Below are 24,318 nucleotides of genomic sequence, written 5' to 3'. Positions count from 1 at the left end.
GTATAGCACTGACGCTTCATATCCCGCAGCATGCCCCGCTCCAGTTCGTCGGGCACATAGCCTGCGCGTATAGGACCGCGCAGCAGCGGTAATCCGGCCGCATTAAGCGTTCAGGCTGAAGGTACACATGGTCTGAACCGCGTTCTCGTCCAGAAGGGAAATTGGCACTGGCGCGATGGGCTGCTTCTGGCCGTTTCCTGCTTGTCGTGACTGGCTGAAAACGGCCAAAAGCGGCCGTCGGGTGTCTACGAAACTTGGGGCTATTCAGCATACTGGGCCACCACTGTCAGATTCGGTCGACGTCTGTTATGTCAGTCGGTGAGACGTTTTGCTCGGGGTGAAGATGTGGCCACCAGGATAGGTTGAAACTTATCCCAAGCTCTTCGCTGGTACTGGCAAAATTTTCAGCATCGGTATTTTGCTGTGGTTTATCATTAATCGCTAGCTCAAGATTTTTTCGTATGGTTACAAGCGAATAAAGCATGGCTTTTTCACATGCAAGAATTCGTTTGTAATACCTGTCGTGAGCCGCCTTTATTTCTTTTATATCGGTGTACTTTGTTTCGTTTAAAACGTCTTTTAGGCTTTCATCGAACTTCTCGGCTTTACTTTCAAGCTTGGCTACATGCGCTAGTCCGTAAATAACTACTTCAATAGTTTTTCTCTGTTCTTTGCTTAGTGATAGATAGCACTTCTCAAAGTCGTCGTGGAGGTTAGGGGTTTTTATGAACGGAAGGAGAAATACCGAATGATTGTGGTCGTTCTGATTGATGTATGCTTCCCGTAGGCTGCATGTTCTATTGAGCGTGCTAATGGCGCTGGCGAGTATGCCTTTAGATATATTAAGTTTGTTTATTATTTTCTTTTTGTTGTCGCGTGCGGCGATGCTCAATTTGATTTTTTCTGTAACCGGATTAAGCGCGAAACCTACCACTGCAGCAATAAGAATTTTGTAGACGTCATCCATGTATTATTCACCAAGGTCAAGGGGCCAGCGAACAAAAGTGGACTGCTTTATTTCTCAGAAATTAAATCAGCCCGCTTTTCTTTGATCGCAGGAGGAAGGTTGTAGCGTCCATATTCCACGCGCTGGATTTTTATCGAGATCATCACGAAAAGCATGAGGATACCGAGTCCTCCGGCAGTCGCCACAACCAAAGAAAAAGCCCCCCAAATATGAGGAATGCTGCCGGTGCTCCTGAGCGCAGCGAAGACGAGACACAAAAGCGAAATCACGAATCCTAGAATCGCAATGGCCAACGAGCACTCCCGTTCAAATTTGTCTTGAACCGGATCCCCCCCGACGAGTGTTCTCGGAATTTCCCTAATGCAAGCTGCCCAGATAGAAACACAGAAAAAAGAGAACGCCGGAAACTGCAGGGAAATTTCAAAATCGGGCTTCGAAAAATTGATGATGAAAATCCAAATAAGCACAGGCATCAACGTCAGAAGCACCTCATACGTAGCCCAAACCGATGACCGAGTGATTATGACTCCCTTCGACAATGGCGCCCTTTCGCTCCCATTTCCTTCACTCAACGTCTGTCTCCTGCCAACAAATGAATGATAAAAGATCGTCCGCATACCGACGGTAACCGCGATGGCAGCCCCCGGATTGACGGACAACCAATGATACCAAACAGACATCACCCATGACAGGGACCGGAGCAGGCCTCGGTTCGGCGGTGTGCTGGGGTGAAAATGCAATTCAAATGCCCCTGCCGCGCGATGTATACCACGTGACATCGCTAGGTGATCGTACAAGAGGGGATTGCAAAAGGCGGACGCTCAGCAGCACATCTGGCAGTATGTTTCTGACAAGCTGGCCCTGAATCCATCGTGCTATTGAATTGAAGAGTACCTTCATCCCATGAACGAAGGTCTGAGTGACGCCAACCTTAATTACGTACTTGCGGTTACTGAAAGTGCCCCAAACACCGACTTAGGTGAGATGTGTGAGCACCTACAGATGGACCGTCGCAATCTTTTGAATCGGTTGGCGATCTCCGTAGCAAAACTGTTTATTACAGGCACCCGCGATTTTCATTACTGTGATGAGGTGATGAATACTTTCATTAGCGACATCATCGACTTGTCCATGCACGCGGATATGCCCCAGCCAGCATTCTCTATCTACCAGGCATTTGATGCAGGCGAGTATTGGCACACCGGTGATGACCGGGATGTATTTCCTTGGGATAAGTGGTCGCGGCCTGAGCTCGAGCGGATTTTGTGTGAGATCGACGACGGCGCAAATGGGCTTTCGAAGTAGGTGCGACTTGAGCCTCCAAAGGGCTGCTATTGGCCGAAAGCAGACCTAAACTACATAGGTAAAGCCGAAGGCTTAGCCCTGCTCCAGAGTTCATCGATTTCTTGGGAGAAAACAAAGTCGCCGAATCGTAGCTACCCCTACGACGATTCGGCGAGCAGTCAGCGAGTGACTGGGGTTTCTGTTATTCAGCGAGAGCAAGGTGCTTCGTGATCAAGGAGTCTTGCCGTCATGAGTACTCCCAGCTCGCTCAATTGGTGAATCGCCAGTGCAATGTCACGTTGCTTACCACTGAGGTCATCTGATAGCTCAAGCAGAAGAGTGCTAACCGAGCTAAAGGTCTCGTAGCTATTGATCATGAGAGCTTCGTTACTAGCGGCGGGAGCGACAGTGAACAGTGTGGTCGAATCATTAACCATCGTTAAGTTCCTTACTTTGATGCCACCACCCCATCGCTACTAAACGAAAAGGCGGCAGCTGTACGCAGGTTAGTAGACCGGTGGAACCTAACAAAACCGGCGCGCCCGAGGGCGCCCTGCGCACAGCCACCATCAAGCACAGGCTGGGACGCCTGATAGATGAAGCTCATGCACTTGTTAGGTTAAATCGTGGGCTACTAAACCCGATCACCGAGAAATTCAGCGACCGCGCCACCTTAGTTTCGACCACCCCAGCGCACAAGCCGGCGGATTCTGACGCAGGCGTAGGCAATCGGGCAAGCCACTGCCCTGCTTTGGGAAATGTCCTAGGACACCGCCCTCACACCGTCACCACCACCTTGCCCACCTGCTGGTTCGCCTCCAAAAACCGATGCGCCTCCTGCACCTCATCCAACGCAAATGTCTTCGCAATCACCGGCGTCAACGCGCCCGACGCCAGCCCGTCCAGAATGAACGCCTTGGCCCGCGCCAATGCCGCCGGGTCGGCGACGATTTCGGCGTACAGATACCCTTTGAGCGTCAAACATTTGCCCAACACGGTAAACAACGGAAACGGCGTCGGCTCCGCGCTCAGCGCGCCGTACTCCAGCAAGATGCCGCCTCGGGCCATGCTCTGGGTGAGGGCTTCGAAGCCCGGCCCGCCGATGGGGTCGAACACCACGCGGGCGCCTTGGTCGTGGGTGAGTTGCATCACGCGTTCCACCAGGTTTTCTTCGTCGCTGACGATGACGTGTGTTGCGCCGGCATCCAGCAGCGCCTGTTTTTTTGCACGGCTGCGGGTCACGCCGATGGCGGTGGCGCCGACGCTGCGGGCGATCTGGAAGGCGGCGAGGGCGACGCTGCTGGAGGCAGCGGTGACCAGCACGGTGTCGCCCTGGGTCAGTTTGGCCTGTTCCACCAGGGCGCCCCAGGCGGTGACGTATTGCATCCAGCACGCGGCGGCTTGCACGAAGCTGAGGGTTTGCGGGTGTTTGACGGTGAGGTGGGCGGGCACGTTGGCGACTTCGCCGTAGGTGCCCCAGCGGGCGATGTCCAGCGGTGGGATGACGCTGACGGCGTCGCCCATCTGCAGGTCGGTGACATCGGCGCCGACGGCGATCACCACACCGGCCGCTTCGTAGCCCAGGCGGCTGGGGAATTCGGCTTCCTGCAGGTAGGCGTGGTTGCGGAACATCACTTCGGCACGATTGAGGCCGAAGGCTTTGACGTCGATTTGGACTTCATCGGCGGCGGGGGCGGGGACGTCGACGTCTTCGAGTTTCAAGACGCTGGCGTCGCCGTAGGCGTGAATCCGGACGATGCGTGCCATGGGGGCTGACCTCGGGGTTGATCGATAAGGCGTTCAATGTAGGCCGCAGGCGGGTGGAGATAAAGCACAAACGCCTGCCCGTGCCTCAAGCCTTGGCCAACCTGCGCGCCTCAATCCGCTCAAACAGCCACATCCCCAGCGCCATCGCCAGCACGAACACCCCCACCTGCCATTGCCCGGTCAGCAACAACGCCAGCGCCGGGCCGGGGCATAGCCCGGCGATCCCCCAGCCGACACCGAATATCACACTGCCCAGCACCAGCCGCCGGTCGAGGGTGCGCTTGGTCGGCATCTGCATCGGCGCGCCCAGCAACGCGGTGCGGCGCTGCCTGGCGAAAAAGAAGAACACGCTGCTGACGGCGAGCGCGCCGAGCATGACCAGCGCCAGGGACGGGTCCCATTCGCCGGCCAGGTCGAGAAACCCGAGCACTTTGGCCGGGTTGGTCATGCCGCTGAGGTACAGCCCCAGGCCGAAGAGCAGGCCGGCGATCAAGGCGGTCAGTTTGCGCATGCTCAGGCCCCGATCAGATGGCGGATGAGGTAGACAGTGGCAAACCCGCTGCCCATGAAGCACGCCACCGCCACCAGCGAGCGCAGCGACAGGCGTGACAGCCCGCAGATCCCGTGCCCACTGGTGCAGCCGGCGCCGTAGCGTGTGCCGAGGCCCACCAGCAGCCCCGCCAGCACCAGCGCGGCACCACCGGCCTGGATCGACGCGCCGGGCAAGGTGCCGAACAGTGCCCACAGCCAGGGCGAGGCGAGCAGGCCTAGCAGGAACAGGGCTTTTTCGGCGCGGCCTTCAGCGTGTTTGGCCATCAGGCTGCCGAGCAGGCCGCTGATACCGGCGATGCGCCCGTTGAGCAGGATGAACAGGCCGGCGCTGAGGCCGATCAGTGCGCCGCCGAGCAGGGAGGCCCAGGGGGTGAAGTCGGGGGAGAGCGTCATGGTGCTGGGCCTGCGGGGCGGGTGGGGGATCCAGCTTAGCGCTATCACGGTGTTGTGGGGCAGTGTCATGAAAAAGGCCGCCCGGTGAGCGCGATATGCGCAAAAGCCGCGCCTTTCTGTGCCAGCCGGTCTACCATGCCACCCCGGCAGTGGTTCCACGCGCTACCGAATTCTCTCTTTTAAGGTATCGCCCATGTCCATCGACCAGATCAGCCTGCCCAAGGGCGTCGGCCCCCACGCCACCAAGCTGTTCGACGCCATCACCGGCGCCGCCACCCCTGAGGAACTCAACCGCGCCGGCGGCAAGGCCGAGGGTTTTGTACTGGGCCTTGAGTCCACCAAGGCCATCAAGAGCCAGGTCGCCGAGTCGTTGTATGTGGTTTACGACGACGCGGCGGCGCATCGGGCTAGTGAGTTGAAGGGCTGAGATCAGAAGCCCTGGCTGACGCTGATCCCGCGTGAGATCGAAAAGCGCGGGTCGATCAACTGCAACCCTGGTTCACCCTTCACCCGGCCGACGGTCACGTGGTAGGTCTTTGGCGCTTCGGAGAGGTTTTCCGGGTGGCGCGTGAGTTTCTCAATCGCCGGGTTTTTCGCCCACGGGGCGACGGGCTTCTGGCGGATGTCCACGGTCACCTGCCAGGATTTTTCCACGGCCGGTCCCATCTGGTCAGTGTTGACCTCGGTGCTCTGGACCCTGGCGATCTCATAGCCTTGGGCGTAGCAGAACCCGGAGGCCTGGGGCACGTGGGCGGCTTTACCTGGTTCGGTGAGGGTATAGGTCTGGTCGCTCTTGGCCAACAGGCCTGCATCGACCAGCGCATCGAAGGCCGGTGCGTTGCCCTTGGACACGCTGCGGGTGAAGCTGTCGCCCAGGGTTACGGGGAAGTCTTTGAACATCGGCGCGCTGATGCAGGAAGCCCCTTCCAGGCGGGGTTGCAGGGCGGCTTGAATGTCGGTGTCGGAAGGGCTCTCGCTGCAGGCGGTTAGCAACAGGCTGCTGGTGGCAACGAGGGCCATGGTGGTGATTCGCATCGTTTTATCCTTGACGATTGGGGCCGGTTTTTAGCCCGCGGCAAAGTGTATAGAAATCCTGCTGTCACGAAACCCTCCACACCGTGGTGTAACCTCTGCCGTTCGAGCGCGTCACGGATAACGGAGAGCCCATGACATTGACTGTCGAAACCTTGCTCAACCTGGCCATGGCCAACCCCATCAACGCCGAAATCACCGCGCGCCTGCCCGACCTGGGTGTGGACCAGTGCTTTCTCACGGCGGGCTGCCTGTTCCAGGCGGTGTGGAATCATCAGTCGAATTTGCCGGCGGCCCATGGCGTAAAGGACTACGACGTTTTCTACTTCGATACCGACCTGTCCTACGAGGCTGAAGACGCAGTGATCCGTGCGGCCGAGCGGTTGTTCCAGGACCTGGGCGTCAACGTCGAGGTGAAGAACCAGGCGCGGGTGCATCTGTGGTACGGCGAGCGCTTTGGCCGGCCTTACCCGCAGTTGCACACGGCCAGGCAGGGGATTGACCGTTACCTGGTGGCGGGCACGTGCATCGGCCTGGAGATTGCCACGGGCGAGGTGTATGCGCCTTATGGCTTGGAAGATGTGGAGCAGGGCGTGTTGCGCATCAACCCACTGCATCCTGAGCGGGCGTTGTTTGTGCAGAAGGCCCGCAGTTATCAGGCGCGCTGGCCTTGGTTGAACATCGTGATGCCTTGAATCGCAGTGAACTTTTACCCGCGTCCTACGCGTCAAAGTTGAAATACCCAGCCAAGGACCGCCCATGACCTTCTTCATCTTCCTGCTCGCCTGCGCCGCCGCTGCCAGTACCGGCATCATCTTCAAACCCGGCGCCTGGTACGAATCCCTGGTCAAACCCAGCTTCACTCCGCCCAACTGGTTGTTTCCGGTGGCGTGGACGATCATCTACCTATTGCTGGCCTGGGCCGGTTACCGCCTCAGCCTTATCCCGGGCAGCCAAATGGTGTTGGCCCTGTGGGCGGCGCAGATTGCGTTGAACACGCTGTGGACGCCGGTGTTCTTCGGCGCCCATCGCCTCCTGGCCGGGATGGTGATTATTGCGGTGCTGTGGCTGACCGTGGCGACCATGGTGGTACTGGCGGTGCAACTGGATTTGATCACCGGCTTGATCCTGTTCCCCTACCTGGCGTGGCTGTGCGTGGCAGCGGCGCTGAACTTTTCGATCCTGCGGAATAACCGCTGATGGCCCACAGAACCTGGCCCGCCAGTGGCCCGGAACTGGCCGAGATGCGCCGCTTCAACCAGAAGCTCGCCTGGATGCCGCGCTTCAAAATCCGCAATCGCGTCACACCGCGCCTGATCCAGGCGCTGTTGCGCACCAGCCAAATGCTTAAGAAAGCGCCGGCTGCTGAATGCAAACTGGTCGACTCCGTACCGGTGCGCATCCTGCGGCCGAGCGGCAAGCCCAAGGGCGTGGTGCTGGATATCCACGGTGGCGGTTGGGTGATCGGCAATGCGCAGATGGATGACGACCTCAACCTGGGCATGGTCAACGCCTGCGAGGTGGCGGTGGTGTCGGTGGATTATCGGCTAGCGGTCGACACGCCGGTGCAAGGGCTGATGGACGACTGCCTGGCGGCGGCGCGTTGGTTGCTCACGGCCGATGAATTTGTCGGCCTGCCGGTGTTCGTGGTCGGCGAATCGGCCGGCGGGCACTTGGCGGCGGCGACATTGCTGGCGTTGAAGCAATGGCCGCAACTGCTCCAGCGCGTGCGCGGGGCGGTGTTGTATTACGGCGTGTACGACCTGACCGGCACCCCGAGCGTACGTGCGGCGGGGCCGCAAACATTGCTGCTGGACGGTCCTGGCATGGTCGAAGCGCTGAGCATGCTGACACCGGGCCTGAGCGATGATGAGCGTCGGCAGCCGCCGTTATCGCCGTTGTATGGCGACTTCGAGGGCCTGCCGCCGGCGTTGATGTTTGTGGGGGAGTTGGACCCATTGAAGGATGACACGCTGTTGATCGCTGAGCGGTGGCCGCGGGCAGAGGCGTATCTGCTGCCGGAGGCGGCGCATGGGTTTATTCATTTTCCGGTGGTGATGGGGGGGAGCGTGCTTGCTTATAGCCGCCAGTGGATCAGTGCCCGACTGGAGAGCTGATCATTCAAACCGCCATGCCGACTGTAACTTGTAGTGAGCGGGCTTGCCCCGCGCCAGGGGCGCAACGATACCCCTGACACACCGAGTCGCCTGGGTTTGGGGCGGCTTCGCCACCCAGCGCGGGGCAAGCCCGCTCACTACAGTGATGGTGGCTGAAGCAGGGCCAGCAGTCGCAAGGCGTTAGTTCGGGCGTGGCCGCAGGATCCGCCGCTGTACGTTATGCCGGCGGAAAGTCATCGAAAGATTTTGGAAGGTATCCCCAAATTCTCAGTACGTCGGCCTTCACTTCAAATTCGAAGCCTATCTGCGAGATAACCTGAGAGATTTCCTCGGTATGGTCAATATACGTTCGTGGCAGTAATACGCCTAACGAAGGCGCTTCTTGCCACAAGCCGATGTCGAGCCATTCGACATACGCAAAAGGGAAAGGTAGGTGGTAAAACCATTCCACATCCCATCCTGAGATATGGCCTGTGATGGATTTTGAGCGATAAGACGGTACCCACCCCGAGCGCTGGCGCATGTGTGCAATCAGTTCGTTCCACTTGGTGTTATTTGCCGCGCCTGCCAGGTTTCGTTCTTTGATAGCGGTCTGGATGATCTTGCGGTTTTTATCATTCTGGCGCGCGTCAGCCATGGGTAGTTCAGTCATTTTCAGCTCATCTCCTTTAACCCATCGGGTTTGAAATCAATGACGGGCGCAGGTATATCACGACACGGCAGCCCGCTAAATCTATCCACTTTTTCTGACTGCCCAGGTAATCTCCCGGCCCCACCTATTCAAGCCAAGGACAGCACGTGAAGTTTCTTCAAGGACTCATCGCTTTATCAGCGCTCTACCTGCTGGCCGGCTGCGAGCAAGTCACCGAGAAGACCCTGCGCTTCGACGTGCCCTACGGCTTCTACGAAACGGGCTGGCGCCAGAACGTCACCGGCAAGGGCCAGTTGACCTGCAAGGTCGTCACTGACACCCAGGACCGTGGCGAGAAGTGGGTGCCATCGGTGATCCTGGCGGCCGCCGAGGATGCTGCCGAAGACGATACGTTATTTCTCTCCAGCTATTCGCCAGCCGGTACGGACCAGCGGATTTTCAACCTGCGTACGTTCAACAAGGCCAAGCCGATCATCGACACGCCGATTCATCAAACACTCGATCATAACGGCATGTACACCCTGCGCCTGACCTGGCAAGCCGATGGCGCCATCGGTTACCAGGCTGAAAACGGCGGCACCTGGGAAGAGAAGAAGCTGGTGGTGAAGCCCGGTTTTACGGTGCGCCATGTGAGCGTGCATGCGTCGGGCATGAAGGGCAATGCGGTGTGTGAGTTGCGCCAGTGATCATCCGGCCGGTTGCAATGGGGGATGTGCCTGAGGTGCTGGCATTTGTGCTGCAGGCGCGTGCCGAGCTGTTTCCCAAATTTCATGATGCCGGCATGCCGGCTGACCTCGCGTGCTTTGCGTCGATTTATCTTCAGGGCGAAGGCCGCTTTTTGATCGCTCGCAACGGTGGCGAAATTGTTGCGGCCATCGGCTATCTGCCCTATGACGGGCGTTTCCCTCAGCTGGATTACCTAGGCCGCAAGACGGTGGAGGTGGTGCGGTTGTTTGTGCTTCCCGCCTTCCGTCGTTTTGGCCTGGCGAGGCAGTTGTACCGCGCACTGGAAGCGCTGGCGCAGGCGGATGGGGTTGAGGTGATGTACCTGCATACCCACCCATTTTTGCCGGGAGCGATTGAGTTCTGGGTTCGGCAGGGGTTCGAGGTGGTGGATGTGGAAGCAGACCCGGTATGGCGGACGACGCATATGCAGCGGTCCCTGTAGGCCTGTTGTGGCGAGCGGGCTTGCCCCGCGTTGGGCTGCGCAGCGGCCCTGAAACCCTGCGCCCCAGTTCGACCTGGAGGAATGCAGCGGCCTTATTGGGGCTGCTTCGCAGCCCAACGCGGGGCAAGCCCGTTCGCCACGATAAACCGCTATTCCAGTATCAAGCGGAACGCAGCCGCAGGATCTGCGCCCCATCAAACGGGTCCGTCAGGTAATGCGCCTGCACTCCGAATGTCTCGTGCAACCGCTGCGGCGTCAGCACTTGCAGCGGTTTGCCCAGCGCCACCAACCGCCCGCGATCCAACACTGCCAGGCGGTCACAGGTCAGTGCCTGGTTAAGGTCATGCAGCGCAATCAAGGTCGTCACGGGCAGCGCCTGCACACCCTTCAAGATCGCCAGCTGATGCTGGATATCCAGGTGATTGGTCGGCTCATCCAGCAACAGAATCTGCGGCCGTTGCGCCAATGCGCGGGCGATGTGCACGCGCTGGCGTTCCCCGCCCGAGAGGCTGCGCCACGCACGGTGGCTCAGGTGGGTGGCGTCGACGTCGCGCAGGGCCTGGCGCACAATCGCATCGTCATCCAAGGACCACGGGCTCAGCGCCGACAGCCACGGCGTACGGCCCAGCGCCACGGCGTCGAATACGCGGATGGCGTCGTCGGTGTCGGCCTGTTGCTCCACCACGGCCAGTTGCTGCGCGATGGCGCGGCGGGACAGCGTGCCCAGGCGCTGGCCGCCCAGCAGCACGTCGCCGGACGCTGGTGCACGTAGCCCGGCCAACAGCTTGAGCAAGGTGGATTTGCCGGAGCCATTCGGGCCGACGATGCCGAGGGTTTCGCCCAATTGCACGTCCAGATGAATATCACGCAGCAACTCGGCCTCGCGCACCTTGAAGCCCAACCCGCTGCAACTGAGTACCGTCATCGCGCATTCCTCCGGCCGATCAGGATCAGCGCAAACACCGGTGCACCGACCAGCGCGGTGACCACGCCGACCGGAATCACCTGGCCCTTGATCAGCGTGCGCGACAGCACATCCGCCGCAATCAGGAACAACGCGCCACCCAAGGCGCTGGCGGGCAACAGCCGCGAATGCCCGGTGCCAAGCAACAGGCGCACAGCATGGGGAATCACCAGCCCGACAAAGCCGATAGAGCCGACAATCGACACCATCACTGCCGTCACCAGCGCCGCGCAGCCCACCAGCACAAATTGCACGCGGCGCACCGGAATACCGAGTGACGCCGCCGAGTCGCTGCCAAAGGTAAACGCATCCAGCGCCCGGCGGTGCCACAGACACACGGCCAGGCCGGCGACCGCCACCGGCACCGCCAGCCACACCGAGGGCCAACGCACGCCGCTTAGATTGCCGAGCAGCCAGAACAGGATGCCGCGCGCCTGTTCGGAGCTGGCCGACTTGGTGATCAGGAACGCGGTGAGCGCATTGAACAGTTGCGAGCCGGCAATACCGGCGAGGATGATCTGCCCGGTGCCACTGACCGAACCGCTGGCCCGCGCCAACAGGATCACCAGGGCAAACGCCGCCATCGCGCCAATAAACGCGCCCGCCGACAACGACACCAAGCCGCCGCCCACACCCATCAACGCCACCAGCACCGCACCGGTCGAAGCGCCGGCGCTGATGCCCAGCAAGTAGGGATCGGCCAGCGGGTTGCGCAACAGCGATTGCAAAATCACCCCGCAGGTGGCCAGCCCGGCACCGCAGGCGGCGGCGACCAGGGCGCGGGTGAGGCGGTAGTTCCACACCACGCCTTCATCGATGGGGTCGAGCACGTAGCCGGCGCCCCACAGTTTGTTGGCGAGTACCTGGAGCACCACCTGTGGCGAGATGGCGGTTTCACCAATGGCCACGCCGGCGAGGACGGCAACCAGGAGCAGGGCCAGGGCGAGCAGGGTGCGCATCATTTTGGCAGGTCGTAGCCGTCGATGGCCGTGGCCAGTTGTTCAAGGCCGTCGAACATGCGGATGCTGGCCTGCAACGCCAGGGCGTCGAGGATGATGATGCGGTTGTTTTTCACCGCGTCCATGTTGCGCGTTACCGGGTCGCTGCGCAGGAAGGCGAGTTTCTTTTCATGGTCGTCGGCCGGGTAGCGGCGGCGGTCCATGCGCGCGATGACGAGGAAGGTCGGGTTGGCCTTGGCGATGGTTTCCCAACCCACGGCGGGCCACTCTTCATCGGACTGCACCACGTTGGAAAGGCCCAGGGTTTGCAGCATGAATTCGGGGATGCCTTTGTGGCCGGCCACGTATGGGTCGCTGGCCATCTCGGCACTGGAGAACCACACCAGCGCGCTGGCCTGCTTGAGGCCTTTGCCCTGCACGGTGGCGACGGATTTGGCCAGGCGCGCCTTGAGTTCGTCGTTCAGCTGCTGGCCGCGCTCCTGCACGTCGAAGATCTGCGCCAGTTGGCGGATGCTTTTATAGATGGTCTCGATGCGAAACGGCTCCAGCCGTGTGCCGTCGGCGCCCACCAGGTTGTCCTTGCCTTCGCAGTCGGAGGGCAGCAGGTAGGTGGGGATCTTCAGTTCATGGAACTGCTCGCGGGTACCGACCACGCCTTGCGCGCCGACCACCCATTCCAGCTCGGCGGCCACCAGTTGCGGGCGCTTGGCGATCACGGCTTCGAAGCTCGGTTCGTTGTTGGCCAGGCGCTCGATTTTATCGTTCTGTGCCTTGTACTGCGGCAACACACTGTTGAACCACAGCGAGGTGCCGACCACTTTATCGGCCACGCCCAGGGCATACAGCATCTCGGTGGCGGCCTGGCCGATGGTCACGCTGCGGGCGGGAGCTTGCGCAAAGGTGATCTGGCTGCCGCAGTTTTCCACCGTCAGCGGGTAGTGAGTGGGCGCGGCTTGGGCCAGGGCACAGAAGCCAACGCCTGTGAGCAGGGCGGTAACGCGTGGCAGCATGGGGCGATCTCCGAGTGAAGCGTACGTGCCATTCGGAAATTCACTCTCGGGCTCCGGGGGAGCGACAGGCAAGAATGTCCTTCCCGGACACCCCGCCGGTTAGTGATTGAGCTTGGGCCGGCAGGTCTCCTGACTGATGCGTCGTCGCCAGGCTCCAGCCTTCCCGGACGAGGTCCAGTGGCATCGAGGAGCAGGCTCGGCATCTACAGTTGCGGGGGCAGTTCCGGTTGGCGCGGGTGTACCGCGCCTCGGATTCCCTATTAGTCCCGTTTGGGAACCGGCGCGGTATGGTAGTTGATTAAGGCGGGGCGACATAGCCCACGGCGTGCCCGGTCAGAGACGAATGTCCTCGGGCCCCTGGATCAGCGCTTCGATGCGCGTGCCGGTGGCGCGTTCTTCGTTGCTGAAGCCGTCGTAGTTGGCCAGGTTGCCGAAGCGGATGCCGGTCAGGCGCTCGATCTGGATCACGCTGCGCTGGTAGGTGCGCAGCTGGCCGAACACCAGCTCCAATTGGCCCAGTTCGCGGCTCTGATCGATCATGTAGGCGCTGGCCGAAGGCTTGCCGTCATCGCTCAGGTAGGCGACCACCTTCCAGAACGCCTTGGGGATCTGCACGCCCCGGTAAATGCGGTCGTCGTCAGCGAACACCGGGCCGCTGAACACCGTGGCCCGGGCTTTCCAGCGTTGGGTGTTGTCGAGGATGTAGTCTTCGAGTTCCAGCCAGGTCTTCTGGTTGAACCCGCTCATCTGCGGCGAGCAGTTGGTGAAGTGGAAAGTGTCGAGGTTGGCGGTTTGCGCCACGTCGCCCCAATTGGGGTCCTGGCGGCGCACCAGGTGGCCGCGGTCCAGGCCATTGCCGGCGTAGAGCGCTTCGCCGACTTGGGCGTCGACCGGCAGGCGGCCATCGTAGGCCCAGGTGTCGTTGCTGCGGATGATGTCCACATGCTGGCCGCCGTCGATGTTGACGCCCACATACAGCGCGAGGCGCTTGGCGCGTGACATCGTTATGGAGAAGTGCGTGTAGTCCAGGCGCTTCTGGGCATCGCTCGCCAACGCTTCTTCCAGCGTGGGCCAGGGCACCCCGAAGCTGCCGAGAAAGTCCTCCGCGTAGCCACGCCGGTCCTTCAAGTCTTTGGCCGGCGTGACGCGGGGTGTCGCTGCGCGTGCCTCCAGCAGCGTGGGGCTCGGCGCGATCAATGGGCGCAGGTCGGCAAGCCGGGGGCGGTAGGCAAGGTCGATTTTGGCTTTACGTGCGGGCATCGGTCAGTCCTCCTTGGATAAACACGACTGCAACATAGATTAATGACAATTGATCATACGCACTAACCCCTGGGGGCTATCCTCAAACGGTCACCCGGACGTTCAGCACACGCCAACAAGGAGCCAGCCCATGTGTGATCGCCATTACCGTAACCCGATTTTCTGCCTGATCCCGCCCTATATGCTCGACCAGATCGCGCGTAACGGTGACAAAGCGCAACGGGATGTCGCGCTGCGTACCCGCGCCAAGGACAGCACCTTCCGCTCGCTGCGCATGGTCGCGGTGCCCGCCAAGGGCCCGGCGCACCTGGCGCTGGCCATGGGCGCCGACAAACGACGCTCGATCTACAGCGCCGAGGGCAGCGACAGCCTGCCGGGCAAACTCATCCGTGGCGAAGGCCAGCCCGTCAGTGGCGACGCGGCGGTGGACGAGGCCTATGATGGGCTGGGTGCCACCTTCGACTTTTTCGATCAGGTCTTTGACCGCAACTCCATCGACGATGCCGGCATGGCCCTGGACGCTACCGTGCACTTTGGCCAGAACTACAACAATGCGTTCTGGAACTCGACCCAGATGGTGTTCGGGGATGGGGACGGCGAGCTGTTCAACCGCTTCACGGTCGCCCTCGACGTGATTGGCCATGAGTTGGCCCACGGTGTGACCGAGGATGAGGCCAAGCTGATGTATTTCAATCAGTCCGGCGCGTTGAACGAGTCGCTGTCGGACGTGTTCGGTTCGTTGATCAAGCAATATTCGTTGAAACAAAAGGCCGAGGACGCCGATTGGCTGATCGGCAAAGGGTTGTTTACCAAGAAGATCAAAGGCACCGCGCTGCGCTCGATGAAAGCCCCCGGCACCGCGTTTGACGACAAGCTGCTGGGCAAGGACCCTCAGCCCGGGCACATGGATGATTTTGTGCAGACCTACGAGGACAATGGCGGGGTGCATATCAATTCCGGTATTCCCAACCATGCGTTTTACCAGGTGGCGACGAAAATCGGCGGGTTTGCCTGGGAACGTGCCGGGCGCATCTGGTACGACGCGTTGCGTGATGCGCGGTTGCGGCCGAACTCAGGGTTTTTGCGCTTTGCACGCATTACCTACGATGTTGCCGGTCGCCTCTACGGCGCGAACAAGGATGAGCAGAAGGCGGTCAAGGAGGGCTGGAAGGCGGTCGGTATTTCAGTCTGACGTGAGGAGCAACCATGCAAATTTCGCTGAAGGAAAACGGCGGGCCTGCTTTTTTTCCGGGCCTGGCCAAGCCGCGTACGGTTGAGCTGGACAGCCTGCCCGAGCAGGACCAGCAGGAGTTGCGGCAGTTGGTCGAGGCGTGCGACTTCTTTCAACTGCCGCAAAGCAGTGAACCCGCGCCCGGTAAACCGGGCCAGGTGCATTACACCCTGACGGTGAAGGAGGACCAGCGCGAACACACGGTCTGTGTGCTCGCGCCAGTGAAGTCGCAGGCGCTGGAGGGGTTGGTGCAGTGTGTGCGGCGGCATATTCGTGCATAAACAATTTCAGGCCACCGCATGCCTGTGGTGAGCCACAGGTCAGGCGCTGCTCTGATTTATGTGCGATCCAGCCACACGGTCTGCGCGTTGCAGAACTCGCGGACACCGAAGTGCGACAACTCGCGGCCGAACCCGCTTTTCTTGATCCCGCCAAACGCCACCCGAGGGTCGGAGACGCTGAAGGCATTGACGAAGATGCCGCCGGTTTCCAGCTGATTGGCGATGTCCCGCGCCTTCGCCGGGTCGCTGGTGAAGATGCTCGCGGTAAGGCCGAACTCGCTGTCATTCGCCAGGGCCACGGCGTGGTCGGCGTCGCGGGCGGTGATGATCGAGGCCACGGGGCCGAACAGTTCCTGTTTGAACGAGGTCATCTGGTCGGTGACGTTGGCCAGTACGGTCGGCGCATAGTAATTGCCGGCGCCGGGTATTTTATGGCCGCCCAGCAGCAGGGTGGCACCTTCTTCCAGAGTCGCCTGGACCTGGCCATGCAGCTCGTCGCGCAGGTCGAAGCGGGCCATCGGGCCGATGTAGGTGGCGGCTGAAGTCGGGTCGCCCATCACCAGGGCGCGGCTGGCTTCGAGGAATCTGGCGGTGAAGGCTTGCACCACACCTTTTTCGATGATCAGGCGCTTGGCGGCGGCGCAGACCTGGCCGCTGTTCTGGAAGCGGCCGATCAGGGCGGCTTGTACGGCGGCATCGAGGTCGGCGTCGTTGAGCACGATGAACGGGTCGGAGCCGCCCAGTTCCAGCACGCATTTTTTCAATGCGGCACCGGCCTGGGAGCCGATGGCGATACCGGCGCGCACGCTGCCGGTGAGGGTGACGGCGGCGATGCGTGGGTCGGCGATGGCTTGGGAGACGCCGTCGTTGGTCACGTTGACCACTTCAAACAGGCCTTTGGCAAAACCGGCGGTGTGGAACGCCTGCTGGATCAGGTAAGCGCTGCCCATCACGTTGGGTGCGTGTTTGAGCACGTAGGTGTTGCCGGCCAGCATGGTCGGCACGGCGCCGCGCAGCACTTGCCACACCGGGAAGTTCCACGGCATCACCGCGAAGATCGGACCCAGTGGGCGGTATTCGATCTGGGCGCTGCCGTTGTCCACCTGCGTCGGTTCCGGGGCGAGCATGGTCGGGCCGTGGGCGGCATACCACTCGCTGAGCTGCGCGCATTTTTCGATTTCGGCACGGGCCTGGGCGATGGGTTTGCCCATTTCCAGGGTGATCATCTGCGCCATATCTTCGGCTTGTTCGCGCAGGGCGCTGGCCAGGCTCAGCAGCAACTCGGCGCGCTGGCTGACCGGCTGGCGGCGCCAGGTGCGGAAGGCGAGGGTGGCGCGCTCGAGGGCGGCGTCCAGTTGCTGCGCGGTTTCATACGGGTAGCTGCCGACCGTTTCGCCGTTGGCCGGGTTGATCGAGAGGGCGTGGGTAGTCGCGTTCATGGCACCGTCCTGCTGAATGATGAGGTTGGGTTCAGCCTACGGGGGTATATATTTTCTGGAAACTGAATAATATTAAGCAATACATTCACGATTGGAGAATGACTTGGACCTGGTGCAGCTGGAAATCTTCAAGGCCGTTGCCGAGCAAGGCAGCATCAGCGCCGCCGCGCAGTTGATTCACCGCGTGCCGTCGAACCTGACCACGCGCATCAAGCAACTGGAGCAAGACCTGGGCGTGGAATTGTTTATCCGCGAGAAAAGCCGCTTGCGTCTATCGCCGGCGGGCTGGAATTTCCTCGGTTATGCGCGGCGCATCCTCGACCTGGTGCAGGAGGCCCGTGCGACAGTGGCGGGGGAGGAGCCCCAGGGTGCGTTTGCCCTCGGTTCGCTGGAGAGCACGGCGGCGGTGCGTATCCCGGCGTTGCTCGCGGCGTACAACCAGAAACACACCAAGGTCGAGCTGGACCTGAGCACCGGGCCGTCGGGCACGATGATCGAAGGCGTGTTGTCGGGGCGGTTGGCGGCGGCGTTTGTCGACGGGCCGGTGCTGCATGCCACCTTGGAAGGCGTGGCGGTATTCGAGGAAGAGATGGTAGTGATCGCGCCGCTGCAACACGCGCCGATCACCCGGGGGCAGGATGTGAATGGCGAGAACATCTACACCTTCCGCTCCAACTGCTCGTATCGGCACCACTTTGAGCGCTGGTTTTCACAGGATGGCGCGGTGCCGGGCAAGATCTTCGAGATTGAGTCGTACCACGGCATGCTCGCCTGCGTCAGTGCCGGCGCCGGGCTGGCGCTGATGCCGCGCAGCATGCTGGAGAGCATGCCGGGGTCGGCGGCGGTGAGCGTGTGGCCGCTGACGGATAACTTCCGGATTTTGAATACCTGGCTGATCTGGCGGCGCGGGACGGTGTCGCAGAGCCTCAACAGCTTTGTAAAGCTGTTGGAGGAACGCGATCTGGTTGCTTCCTAGATTGTGATGGGTATCAGCCGCCGAATTGCAGGGTGCCCATGGCCAGTTTTGCCATGACTGCAGTTGCGCCCAACTGCACCAGCCACAGTGCCAGGCCGCCAAGGAATACACCGAGCGCCACTTGCAGTACCAGGCTCTTCTGGCGCTTTGCTTGCGGTGCACGCGGGGGGAAGTGGTCCAGCTCGTCGCGGTCGGCACGCAGGTCCAGGTCGTCGTTTCTCATAAGGTACTCACAGCAAAGGGGCGGTCGAGGTTCAGTCTAGGGGCTGGAGACGAAAAAGGGGAAGCCATCGGCTTCCCCTTCTGGTGCAACGGCTACAGGTTTACAGCACCTGAACGATTGCCTTTGTGACTGCATCAATGTTCGACTGGTTCAACGCCGCCACACAGATACGCCCGGTATCCAGTGCGTAGATGCCGAATTCGCTGCGCAGGCGGGTAACTTGCTCAACGGTCAGGCCGGAGTAGGAGAACATCCCGCGCTGGCGGCCGACGAAGCTGAAGTCGTGCTCCGGAGCAGCCTTGGCCAGGGTGGCGACCATTTGCTCACGCATGCCACGGATGCGCAGGCGCATTTCAGCCAGTTCGGCTTCCCACTGGGCGCGCAGCTCAGGGCTGTTCAGCACTGCTGCCACGATGGCCGCGCCGTGGGTTGGCGGGTTGGAGTAGTTGGTGCGGATCACACGCTTGACCTGGGACAGGATGCGCGCGCTTTCTTCCTTGGACTCGCCGACGATGGACAGTGCGCCCACACGTTCGCCGTACAGGGAGAACGACTTGGAGAACGAGCTGGACACAAAGAAGGTCAGGCCCGATTCAGCGAACAGGCGCACAGCGGCGGCGTCTTCGTGGATGCCGTCGCCAAAGCCCTGGTAGGCCATGTCGAGGAACGGCACCAGGTTCTTGGCCTTGACCACGTCCAGCACGTTCTGCCAGTCGGCCGGGCTCAGGTCGACGCCGGTCGGGTTGTGGCAGCAGGCGTGCAGCACCACGATGGATTGCGGCGGCAGGGCGTTGAGGTCTTCGAGCAGGCCGGCGCGGTTCACGTCATGGGTGGCGGCGTCGTAGTAGCGGTAGTTCTGCACCGGGAAGCCGGCGGTTTCGAACAGCGCGCGGTGGTTTTCCCAGCTCGGGTCGCTGATGGCGACGACGGCGTTGGGCAGCAGTTGCTTGAGGAAGTCAGCCCCCAGCTTCAGCGCGCCAGTGCCGCCGACCGCTTGTACGGTGGTGACGCGACCAGCGCTGAGCAGTGGCGATTCAGCGCCGAACAGCAGGGTTTGCACAGCCTTATCGTAGGCTGCGATGCCATCGATCGGCAGGTAGCCACGGGCGGCGTGTTGCGCCACGCGAATGGCTTCCGCTTCGGCAACGGCACGCAAGAGTGGAATCTTCCCCTCCTCGTTGCAGTAAACGCCCACGCCAAGGTTGACCTTGGTGGTTCGTGTATCGGCGTTGAATGCTTCGTTGAGGCCCAGGATAGGGTCGCGTGGTGCCATTTCGACAGCGGAGAACAGGCTCATTTTTGCGGCAGCTCTATGGGGGGTAGGAGGGACGTGTCGCGCTCCAGCCGAATGCACTAGAGCGGTGCACAAACGGGGAGCTAGTATAGAGGCCATCACCGCCGAGGGCGACAGCCGAAATGGCTTTTCGGCCAAGTTTTTCGGTTTATTTGCTGACCGTTAGTCTTATTGCAACATTGATCCGGCACGGCACGTAGGACGATGGTCTTGAAACCCGTCACATTCGGCACCACTTCTACAGCTATCATGGTTTTTTCCTGCAACCTGCGATGATCATTCGCGGGTTGCCGAGCTATTTCGTCCCTGGCGGTTTCGAGTCTGGGGTGACTTCACGAGGTACGTTATGTCGGATTTCCAACTCGTCACCCGTTTTGAACCCGCCGGCGATCAGCCGGAAGCCATTCGCCAGATGGTCGAAGGCATCGAGGCCGGCCTGGCTCACCAGACGCTGCTCGGGGTGACCGGTTCGGGCAAGACCTTCAGCATCGCCAACGTGATCGCGCAGATCAATCGTCCTACCCTGGTGCTGGCGCCAAACAAGACCCTGGCCGCGCAGCTCTATGGTGAGTTCAAGGCGTTCTTCCCGAACAACGCGGTGGAGTACTTCGTTTCCTACTACGACTACTACCAGCCCGAAGCCTACGTGCCGTCCTCCGATACCTTTATCGAGAAGGATGCGTCGATCAACGACCACATCGAGCAGATGCGATTGTCGGCGACCAAGGCGCTGCTGGAGCGCAAGGACGCGATCATCGTCACCACGGTGTCGTGCATCTACGGCTTGGGCAGCCCGGAAACCTATTTGAAGATGGTGCTGCACGTCGACCGCGGCGACAAACTCGACCAGCGCGAACTGTTGCGTCGCCTGGCCAGCCTGCAATACACGCGCAACGACATGGACTTTGCCCGCGCCACCTTCCGGGTGCGCGGCGATGTGATCGACATCTACCCGGCCGAATCCGACCTGGAAGCGATCCGCATCGAGCTGTTCGACGATGAGGTCGAGAGCCTGTCGGCCTTCGACCCGTTGACCGGCGAGGTGATCCGCAAGCTGCCGCGCTTCACGTTCTATCCGAAAAGCCACTACGTGACCCCGCGTGAAACCCTGATGGGCGCTATCGAAGGCATCAAGACCGAGTTGGCCGAGCGCCTGGAGTACCTGCGTTCCAACAACAAGCTGGTGGAAGCCCAGCGCCTGGAACAGCGCACCCGTTTCGACCTGGAGATGATCCTGGAGCTGGGCTACTGCAACGGCATCGAAAACTACTCGCGCTACCTGTCGGGGCGCGAGTCCGGGGCGCCGCCGCCGACGCTCTACGATTACCTGCCGCCGGATGCATTGCTGGTGATCGACGAATCCCACGTCAGCGTGCCGCAGGTCGGCGCGATGTATAAGGGCGACCGGTCGCGTAAGGAAACCTTGGTGGAATACGGTTTCCGCCTGCCGTCGGCGCTGGATAACCGGCCGATGCGCTTTGATGAGTGGGAAGCCATCAGCCCGCAGACTATTTTTGTGTCCGCCACGCCGGGCAACTATGAGGCCGAGCATGCCGGCCGTGTGATCGAGCAATTGGTGCGGCCGACCGGCCTGGTCGATCCGGAAATCGAAATCCGCCCGGCGTTGACCCAGGTCGACGACTTGCTGTCGGAAATCACCAAGCGCGTGGCCCTGGATGAGCGGGTGCTGGTCACCACGCTGACCAAGCGCATGTCCGAAGACTTGACCGACTACCTGGCCGACCACGGCGTGCGCGTGCGCTACCTGCACTCGGACATCGACACCGTGGAACGCGTGGAAATCATCCGCGACCTGCGCCTGGGCACCTTCGATGTGCTGGTGGGGATCAACCTGCTGCGCGAAGGCCTGGACATGCCGGAAGTGTCGCTGGTGGCGATCCTCGATGCGGACAAGGAGGGCTTCCTGCGTTCGGAGCGCTCGCTGATCCAGACCATCGGCCGTGCCGCGCGTAACCTCAATGGCCGGGCGATCCTGTACGCGGACCGCATCACCGGTTCCATGGAGCGGGCGATTGGCGAGACCCAGCGCCGTCGCGACAAGCAGATCGCGTTCAACCTGGAAAATGGCATCACGCCCAAGGGCGTGTTCAAGGACGTCGCCGACATCATGGAAGGCGCCACCGTGCCAGGCTCGCGCAGCAAGAAGCGCAAGGGCATGGCCAAGGCTGCCGAGGAGAGCGCCAAGTACGAGAACGAACTGCGCTCGCCGAGTGAGATCACCAAGCGGATTCGGCAACTGGAAGAGAAGATGTACCAGCTGGCGCGTGACCTGGAGTTCGAGGCGGCGGCGCAGACGCGGGATGAGATTGGCAAGTTGCGCGAGCGCTTGCTGGCCGTCTGATTGGTGGTGGTTTCATCGGGGGCAAGCCCCCTCCCACATTTGACGGTGTTCACATATCGACTGTGGGAGGGGGCTTGCCCCGATAGCCGCGCCTCGGTTTTCCAGAAATCCCCCAGGCTGTTACCATTCGCCCCTTGTTTCAATTTTCAGTTTTATCGCCCATTCGAGACCTGCCATGACCACCGTCCGCACGCGCATCGCGCCATCGCCTACTGGGGATCCCCACGTCGGCACTGCTTACATCGCCTTGTTCAACTACTGCTTTGCCAAGCAGCACGGCGGTGAATTCATCCTGCGGATCGAAGACACCGACCAACTGCGCTCCACCCGTGAGTCGGAACAGCAGATTTTCGATGCCTTGCGCTGGCTGGGCATTACCTGGGCGGAAGGTCCGGACGTTGGCGGACCGCATGGCCCGTATCGCCAGAGCGAGCGTAGCGATATCTACAAGCAGTACACCCAGCAACTGGTCGACATGGGCCATGCGTTCCCGTGCTTCTGCACCGCAGAAGAACTGGACCAGATGCGCGCCGAGCAACAGGCCCGCGGCGAAACCCCGCGCTACGATGGCCGCGCGCTGCTGCTGTCGAAAGAAGAAGTGGCCCGTCGCCTGGCCGCTGGCGAGCCTCACGTGATCCGCATGAAGGTGCCGAGCGAAGGCGTGTGCGTGGTGCCGGACATGCTGCGCGGTGACGTCGAGATCCCGTGGGACCGCATGGACATGCAGGTGCTGATGAAGACCGACGGCCTGCCGACGTACTTCCTGGCCAACGTGGTCGATGACCACCTGATGGGCATCACCCACGTATTGCGCGGCGAAGAATGGCTGCCGTCGGCGCCGAAGCTGATCCTGCTGTACGAGTACTTCGGGTGGGAACAACCGCAGCTGTGCTACATGCCGCTGTTGCGTAATCCGGACAAGAGCAAGCTGTCCAAGCGCAAGAACCCGACCTCGGTGACCTTCTACGAGCGCATGGGTTTCATGCCGGAAGCGATGCTCAACTACCTGGGCCGCATGGGCTGGTCGATGCCGGACGAGCGCGAGAAGTTCTCGCTGCAGGAAATGGTCGATAATTTCGACCTGTCCCGCGTGTCACTGGGCGGGCCGATCTTCGACATCGAGAAGCTGTCGTGGCTCAACGGCCAGTGGCTGCGTGATCTGCCGGTGGAAGAGTTCGCCAGCCGTGTGCAGCAGTGGGCGTTGAACCCCGAGTACATGATGAAGATCGCGCCGCTGGTGCAGGGCAGGGTGGAGACGTTCAGCCAGGTCGCACCGTTGGCCAGCTTCTTCTTTGCCGGGGGCGTGAACCCGGATGCCAAGCTGTTTGAATCCAAGAAACTCTCGGGCGACCAGGTTCGCCAACTGATGCAGTTGATCCTGTGGAAGCTCGAAAGCCTGCGCCAGTGGGAGAAGGATGCGATCACCGCGACGATCCAGGCGGTGGTGGAATCCCTGGAATTGAAATTGCGTGATGCCATGCCGCTGATGTTTGCCGCGATCACCGGGCAGGCCAGTTCGGTGTCGGTGCTTGATGCGATGGAAATCCTCGGCCCGGACCTGACCCGCTTCCGTCTGCGCCAAGCCCTTGATTTGCTTGGTGGTGTATCGAAGAAAGAAAACAAAGAGTGGGAAAAGTTGCTGGGCGCTATCGCTTAAGCACGCGGTTGAAACGGCGAAACCCCGGTTTTCCGGGGTTTCGCTGGTAAGTGATTGTTATCCCGGCAAAAAATTTTGGAAATTGTTGAAAATAAATTTGACACGTTTCCAAACCGCCATTAAGATTCGCCCCGTCCTCACCGATGAGGGGCTATAGCTCAGCTGGGAGAGCGCTTGCATGGCATGCAAGAGGTCAACGGTTCGATCCCGTTTAGCTCCACCAATTTACAGGTTCAAGGTCTGGCCACACCGTCCTTGAATCGATCAGTTCTCAGCGCTGATCAGATGTACAGAAGGTTTTGTCCCCTTCGTCTAGTGGCCTAGGACACCGCCCTTTCACGGCGGTAACAGGGGTTCGAGTCCCCTAGGGGACGCCAGTTTCACCAAGCAGTTCGAAAGATCTGCTGCGTCGCGAGACGAAAAATCCGGGGCTATAGCTCAGCTGGGAGAGCGCTTGCATGGCATGCAAGAGGTCAACGGTTCGATCCCGTTTAGCTCCACCAATTTACAGTTCCAAGGTTCCGGCCACACCGTCCTTGGATCGATCAGTCTCAGCCTGATCAGTGTACAGAAGGTTTGTGTCCCCTTCGTCTAGTGGCCTAGGACACCGCCCTTTCACGGCGGTAACAGGGGTTCGAGTCCCCTAGGGGACGCCACGATTACCCGCTCTGCGGGATTTTTAAGGGTCATTCAATTATTGAATGGCCCTTTTGTTTGTCTGCCGTTTGGC

Annotated in this window: 27 protein-coding genes, 4 tRNA genes and 1 riboswitch; of the genes, 16 read left to right on the top strand and 15 right to left on the bottom strand. The window is 60.8% G+C overall.

Going from position 1 to position 24,318, the window contains the following annotated elements; all coding sequences use genetic code 11:
• Positions 1-286: 286 nt before the first annotated feature.
• Together BM110_RS08430 and BM110_RS08425 are read right to left on the bottom strand one after the other, a co-directional pair.
• On the bottom strand, positions 287-967 hold the full coding sequence (locus BM110_RS08430) for a hypothetical protein (protein ID WP_093513119.1): 681 nt from the start codon (positions 965-967) through the stop codon (positions 287-289).
• A gap of 47 nt (positions 968-1,014) precedes the next feature.
• Positions 1,015-1,440 carry a hypothetical protein gene (locus BM110_RS08425; protein WP_139220314.1) on the bottom strand — a complete coding sequence of 142 codons (426 nt, stop codon included), beginning with the start codon at positions 1,438-1,440 and terminating at the stop codon, positions 1,015-1,017.
• A 430-nt stretch (positions 1,441-1,870) separates the two neighbouring features.
• Here BM110_RS08425 and BM110_RS08420 point away from each other — a divergent pair, with 430 nt between their 5' ends.
• Positions 1,871-2,272, top strand: coding sequence for a hypothetical protein (locus BM110_RS08420; RefSeq protein WP_093513114.1), 402 nt, complete (start codon positions 1,871-1,873; stop codon positions 2,270-2,272).
• Between the two features lie 185 nt (positions 2,273-2,457).
• Here BM110_RS08420 and BM110_RS29755 read toward each other — a convergent pair whose 3' ends face one another.
• From BM110_RS29755 to BM110_RS08400, 4 genes are all read right to left on the bottom strand, one after another.
• A complete protein-coding gene (locus BM110_RS29755) occupies positions 2,458-2,688 on the bottom strand; it encodes a DUF6124 family protein (RefSeq protein ID WP_093513112.1) in 231 nt (76 codons plus the stop codon).
• A 340-nt stretch (positions 2,689-3,028) separates the two neighbouring features.
• Positions 3,029-4,018, bottom strand: a complete 990-nt coding sequence (locus BM110_RS08410; RefSeq protein WP_093513110.1) for a zinc-dependent alcohol dehydrogenase family protein — start codon at positions 4,016-4,018, stop codon at positions 3,029-3,031.
• Positions 4,019-4,103: 85 nt separating this feature from the next.
• The gene (locus tag BM110_RS08405) at positions 4,104-4,529 is read right to left on the bottom strand and encodes a DUF6691 family protein (protein WP_092250286.1); all 426 of its coding nucleotides are present in this window, start codon (positions 4,527-4,529) and stop codon (positions 4,104-4,106) included.
• Between the two features lie 2 nt (positions 4,530-4,531).
• On the bottom strand, positions 4,532-4,963 hold the full coding sequence (locus BM110_RS08400; protein WP_092250288.1) for a YeeE/YedE family protein: 432 nt from the start codon (positions 4,961-4,963) through the stop codon (positions 4,532-4,534).
• 193 nt (positions 4,964-5,156) lie between these two features.
• On the opposite strand from BM110_RS08400, the gene BM110_RS08395 reads away from it, so the two are divergent.
• Complete coding sequence (locus BM110_RS08395; protein WP_058425621.1) at positions 5,157-5,390, top strand: hypothetical protein; 234 nt, start codon at positions 5,157-5,159, stop codon at positions 5,388-5,390.
• Positions 5,391-5,392: 2 nt separating this feature from the next.
• On the opposite strand, the gene BM110_RS08390 is transcribed toward BM110_RS08395, so the two are convergent.
• Positions 5,393-5,998: a hypothetical protein gene (locus BM110_RS08390; RefSeq protein ID WP_093124745.1), complete on the bottom strand. Its 606-nt coding sequence runs from the start codon at positions 5,996-5,998 to the stop codon at positions 5,393-5,395.
• A 131-nt stretch (positions 5,999-6,129) separates the two neighbouring features.
• Here BM110_RS08390 and BM110_RS08385 point away from each other — a divergent pair, with 131 nt between their 5' ends.
• From BM110_RS08385 to BM110_RS08375, 3 genes are all read left to right on the top strand, one after another.
• Positions 6,130-6,690: a nucleotidyltransferase family protein gene (locus BM110_RS08385; protein WP_092250294.1), complete on the top strand. Its 561-nt coding sequence runs from the start codon at positions 6,130-6,132 to the stop codon at positions 6,688-6,690.
• 64 nt (positions 6,691-6,754) lie between these two features.
• Positions 6,755-7,195 carry a tryptophan-rich sensory protein TspO gene (locus tag BM110_RS08380; protein WP_093513107.1) on the top strand — a complete coding sequence of 147 codons (441 nt, stop codon included), beginning with the start codon at positions 6,755-6,757 and terminating at the stop codon, positions 7,193-7,195.
• On the top strand, positions 7,195-8,112 hold the full coding sequence (locus tag BM110_RS08375; protein WP_093513105.1) for an alpha/beta hydrolase fold domain-containing protein: 918 nt from the start codon (positions 7,195-7,197) through the stop codon (positions 8,110-8,112). The genes BM110_RS08380 and BM110_RS08375 overlap by 1 nt, the downstream gene beginning before the upstream one ends.
• 217 nt (positions 8,113-8,329) lie before the next feature.
• On the opposite strand, the gene BM110_RS08370 is transcribed toward BM110_RS08375, so the two are convergent.
• Positions 8,330-8,764, bottom strand: a complete 435-nt coding sequence (locus BM110_RS08370) for a DUF6678 family protein (protein WP_170856129.1) — start codon at positions 8,762-8,764, stop codon at positions 8,330-8,332.
• 146 nt (positions 8,765-8,910) lie between these two features.
• On the opposite strand from BM110_RS08370, the gene BM110_RS08365 reads away from it, so the two are divergent.
• Together BM110_RS08365 and BM110_RS08360 are read left to right on the top strand one after the other, a co-directional pair.
• A complete protein-coding gene (locus BM110_RS08365; protein WP_256575370.1) occupies positions 8,911-9,450 on the top strand; it encodes a hypothetical protein in 540 nt (179 codons plus the stop codon).
• A 17-nt stretch (positions 9,451-9,467) separates the two neighbouring features.
• A complete protein-coding gene (locus BM110_RS08360) occupies positions 9,468-9,932 on the top strand; it encodes a GNAT family N-acetyltransferase (RefSeq protein ID WP_092250494.1) in 465 nt (154 codons plus the stop codon).
• Between the two features lie 160 nt (positions 9,933-10,092).
• Here the strand turns inward: BM110_RS08360 and BM110_RS08355 are convergent, their stop codons facing one another.
• The 4 genes from BM110_RS08355 to BM110_RS08340 form a co-directional block, all read right to left on the bottom strand.
• Positions 10,093-10,857: an ABC transporter ATP-binding protein gene (locus BM110_RS08355; protein ID WP_092250301.1), complete on the bottom strand. Its 765-nt coding sequence runs from the start codon at positions 10,855-10,857 to the stop codon at positions 10,093-10,095.
• Positions 10,854-11,858 carry a FecCD family ABC transporter permease gene (locus tag BM110_RS08350; protein ID WP_092250303.1) on the bottom strand — a complete coding sequence of 335 codons (1,005 nt, stop codon included), beginning with the start codon at positions 11,856-11,858 and terminating at the stop codon, positions 10,854-10,856. Before BM110_RS08350 ends, BM110_RS08355 begins: the two co-directional genes overlap by 4 nt.
• Complete coding sequence (locus tag BM110_RS08345) at positions 11,855-12,865, bottom strand: ABC transporter substrate-binding protein (RefSeq protein ID WP_092250306.1); 1,011 nt, start codon at positions 12,863-12,865, stop codon at positions 11,855-11,857. The genes BM110_RS08350 and BM110_RS08345 overlap by 4 nt, the downstream gene beginning before the upstream one ends.
• Positions 12,866-12,966: 101 nt before the next feature.
• Positions 12,967-13,162, bottom strand: a riboswitch (cobalamin riboswitch).
• A gap of 36 nt (positions 13,163-13,198) precedes the next feature.
• A complete protein-coding gene (locus BM110_RS08340; RefSeq protein ID WP_092250309.1) occupies positions 13,199-14,125 on the bottom strand; it encodes a DNA/RNA non-specific endonuclease in 927 nt (308 codons plus the stop codon).
• A 130-nt stretch (positions 14,126-14,255) separates the two neighbouring features.
• Between BM110_RS08340 and BM110_RS08335 the strand changes: the two genes are divergently transcribed.
• Positions 14,256-15,317 carry a M4 family metallopeptidase gene (locus BM110_RS08335; protein ID WP_071490120.1) on the top strand — a complete coding sequence of 354 codons (1,062 nt, stop codon included), beginning with the start codon at positions 14,256-14,258 and terminating at the stop codon, positions 15,315-15,317.
• 14 nt (positions 15,318-15,331) lie between these two features.
• On the top strand, positions 15,332-15,637 hold the full coding sequence (locus BM110_RS08330; protein ID WP_092250312.1) for a protealysin inhibitor emfourin: 306 nt from the start codon (positions 15,332-15,334) through the stop codon (positions 15,635-15,637).
• 56 nt (positions 15,638-15,693) lie between these two features.
• Here BM110_RS08330 and BM110_RS08325 read toward each other — a convergent pair whose 3' ends face one another.
• Positions 15,694-17,076, bottom strand: coding sequence for an aldehyde dehydrogenase family protein (locus tag BM110_RS08325; RefSeq protein ID WP_093513102.1), 1,383 nt, complete (start codon positions 17,074-17,076; stop codon positions 15,694-15,696).
• A 103-nt stretch (positions 17,077-17,179) separates the two neighbouring features.
• Here BM110_RS08325 and BM110_RS08320 point away from each other — a divergent pair, with 103 nt between their 5' ends.
• Positions 17,180-18,052 carry a putrescine utilization regulator PtrR gene (locus BM110_RS08320; RefSeq protein ID WP_092250317.1) on the top strand — a complete coding sequence of 291 codons (873 nt, stop codon included), beginning with the start codon at positions 17,180-17,182 and terminating at the stop codon, positions 18,050-18,052.
• 13 nt (positions 18,053-18,065) lie between these two features.
• Here BM110_RS08320 and BM110_RS08315 read toward each other — a convergent pair whose 3' ends face one another.
• Both BM110_RS08315 and BM110_RS08310 read right to left on the bottom strand, forming a co-directional pair.
• The gene (locus BM110_RS08315) at positions 18,066-18,275 is read right to left on the bottom strand and encodes a hypothetical protein (protein ID WP_093124704.1); all 210 of its coding nucleotides are present in this window, start codon (positions 18,273-18,275) and stop codon (positions 18,066-18,068) included.
• A 100-nt stretch (positions 18,276-18,375) separates the two neighbouring features.
• The gene (locus BM110_RS08310) at positions 18,376-19,572 is read right to left on the bottom strand and encodes an amino acid aminotransferase (RefSeq protein ID WP_058427801.1); all 1,197 of its coding nucleotides are present in this window, start codon (positions 19,570-19,572) and stop codon (positions 18,376-18,378) included.
• A gap of 343 nt (positions 19,573-19,915) precedes the next feature.
• Here BM110_RS08310 and uvrB point away from each other — a divergent pair, with 343 nt between their 5' ends.
• The 6 genes from uvrB to BM110_RS08280 all read left to right on the top strand — a co-directional run bounded on the left by uvrB (position 19,916) and on the right by BM110_RS08280 (position 24,244).
• Positions 19,916-21,931 (top strand): excinuclease ABC subunit UvrB, encoded by a 2,016-nt coding sequence (uvrB, locus tag BM110_RS08305; RefSeq protein WP_071490114.1) that lies wholly within the window; start codon positions 19,916-19,918, stop codon positions 21,929-21,931.
• Between the two features lie 175 nt (positions 21,932-22,106).
• Positions 22,107-23,588, top strand: coding sequence for a glutamate--tRNA ligase (gene gltX, locus BM110_RS08300; RefSeq protein WP_058427800.1), 1,482 nt, complete (start codon positions 22,107-22,109; stop codon positions 23,586-23,588).
• Positions 23,589-23,735: 147 nt separating this feature from the next.
• Positions 23,736-23,811 (top strand) — tRNA-Ala (locus BM110_RS08295).
• Positions 23,812-23,889: 78 nt separating this feature from the next.
• A tRNA-Glu gene (locus tag BM110_RS08290) sits at positions 23,890-23,965 on the top strand.
• 50 nt (positions 23,966-24,015) lie between these two features.
• Positions 24,016-24,091 (top strand) — tRNA-Ala (locus tag BM110_RS08285).
• 77 nt (positions 24,092-24,168) lie between these two features.
• Positions 24,169-24,244, top strand: a tRNA-Glu gene (locus BM110_RS08280).
• Positions 24,245-24,318: the final 74 nt, after the last annotated feature.

The sequence above is a fragment of the Pseudomonas sp. NFPP28 genome (assembly GCF_900115535.1).
Lineage (GTDB): Bacteria > Pseudomonadota > Gammaproteobacteria > Pseudomonadales > Pseudomonadaceae > Aquipseudomonas > Aquipseudomonas extremorientalis.
This window is presented reverse-complemented; position numbering and strand designations above follow the sequence as displayed.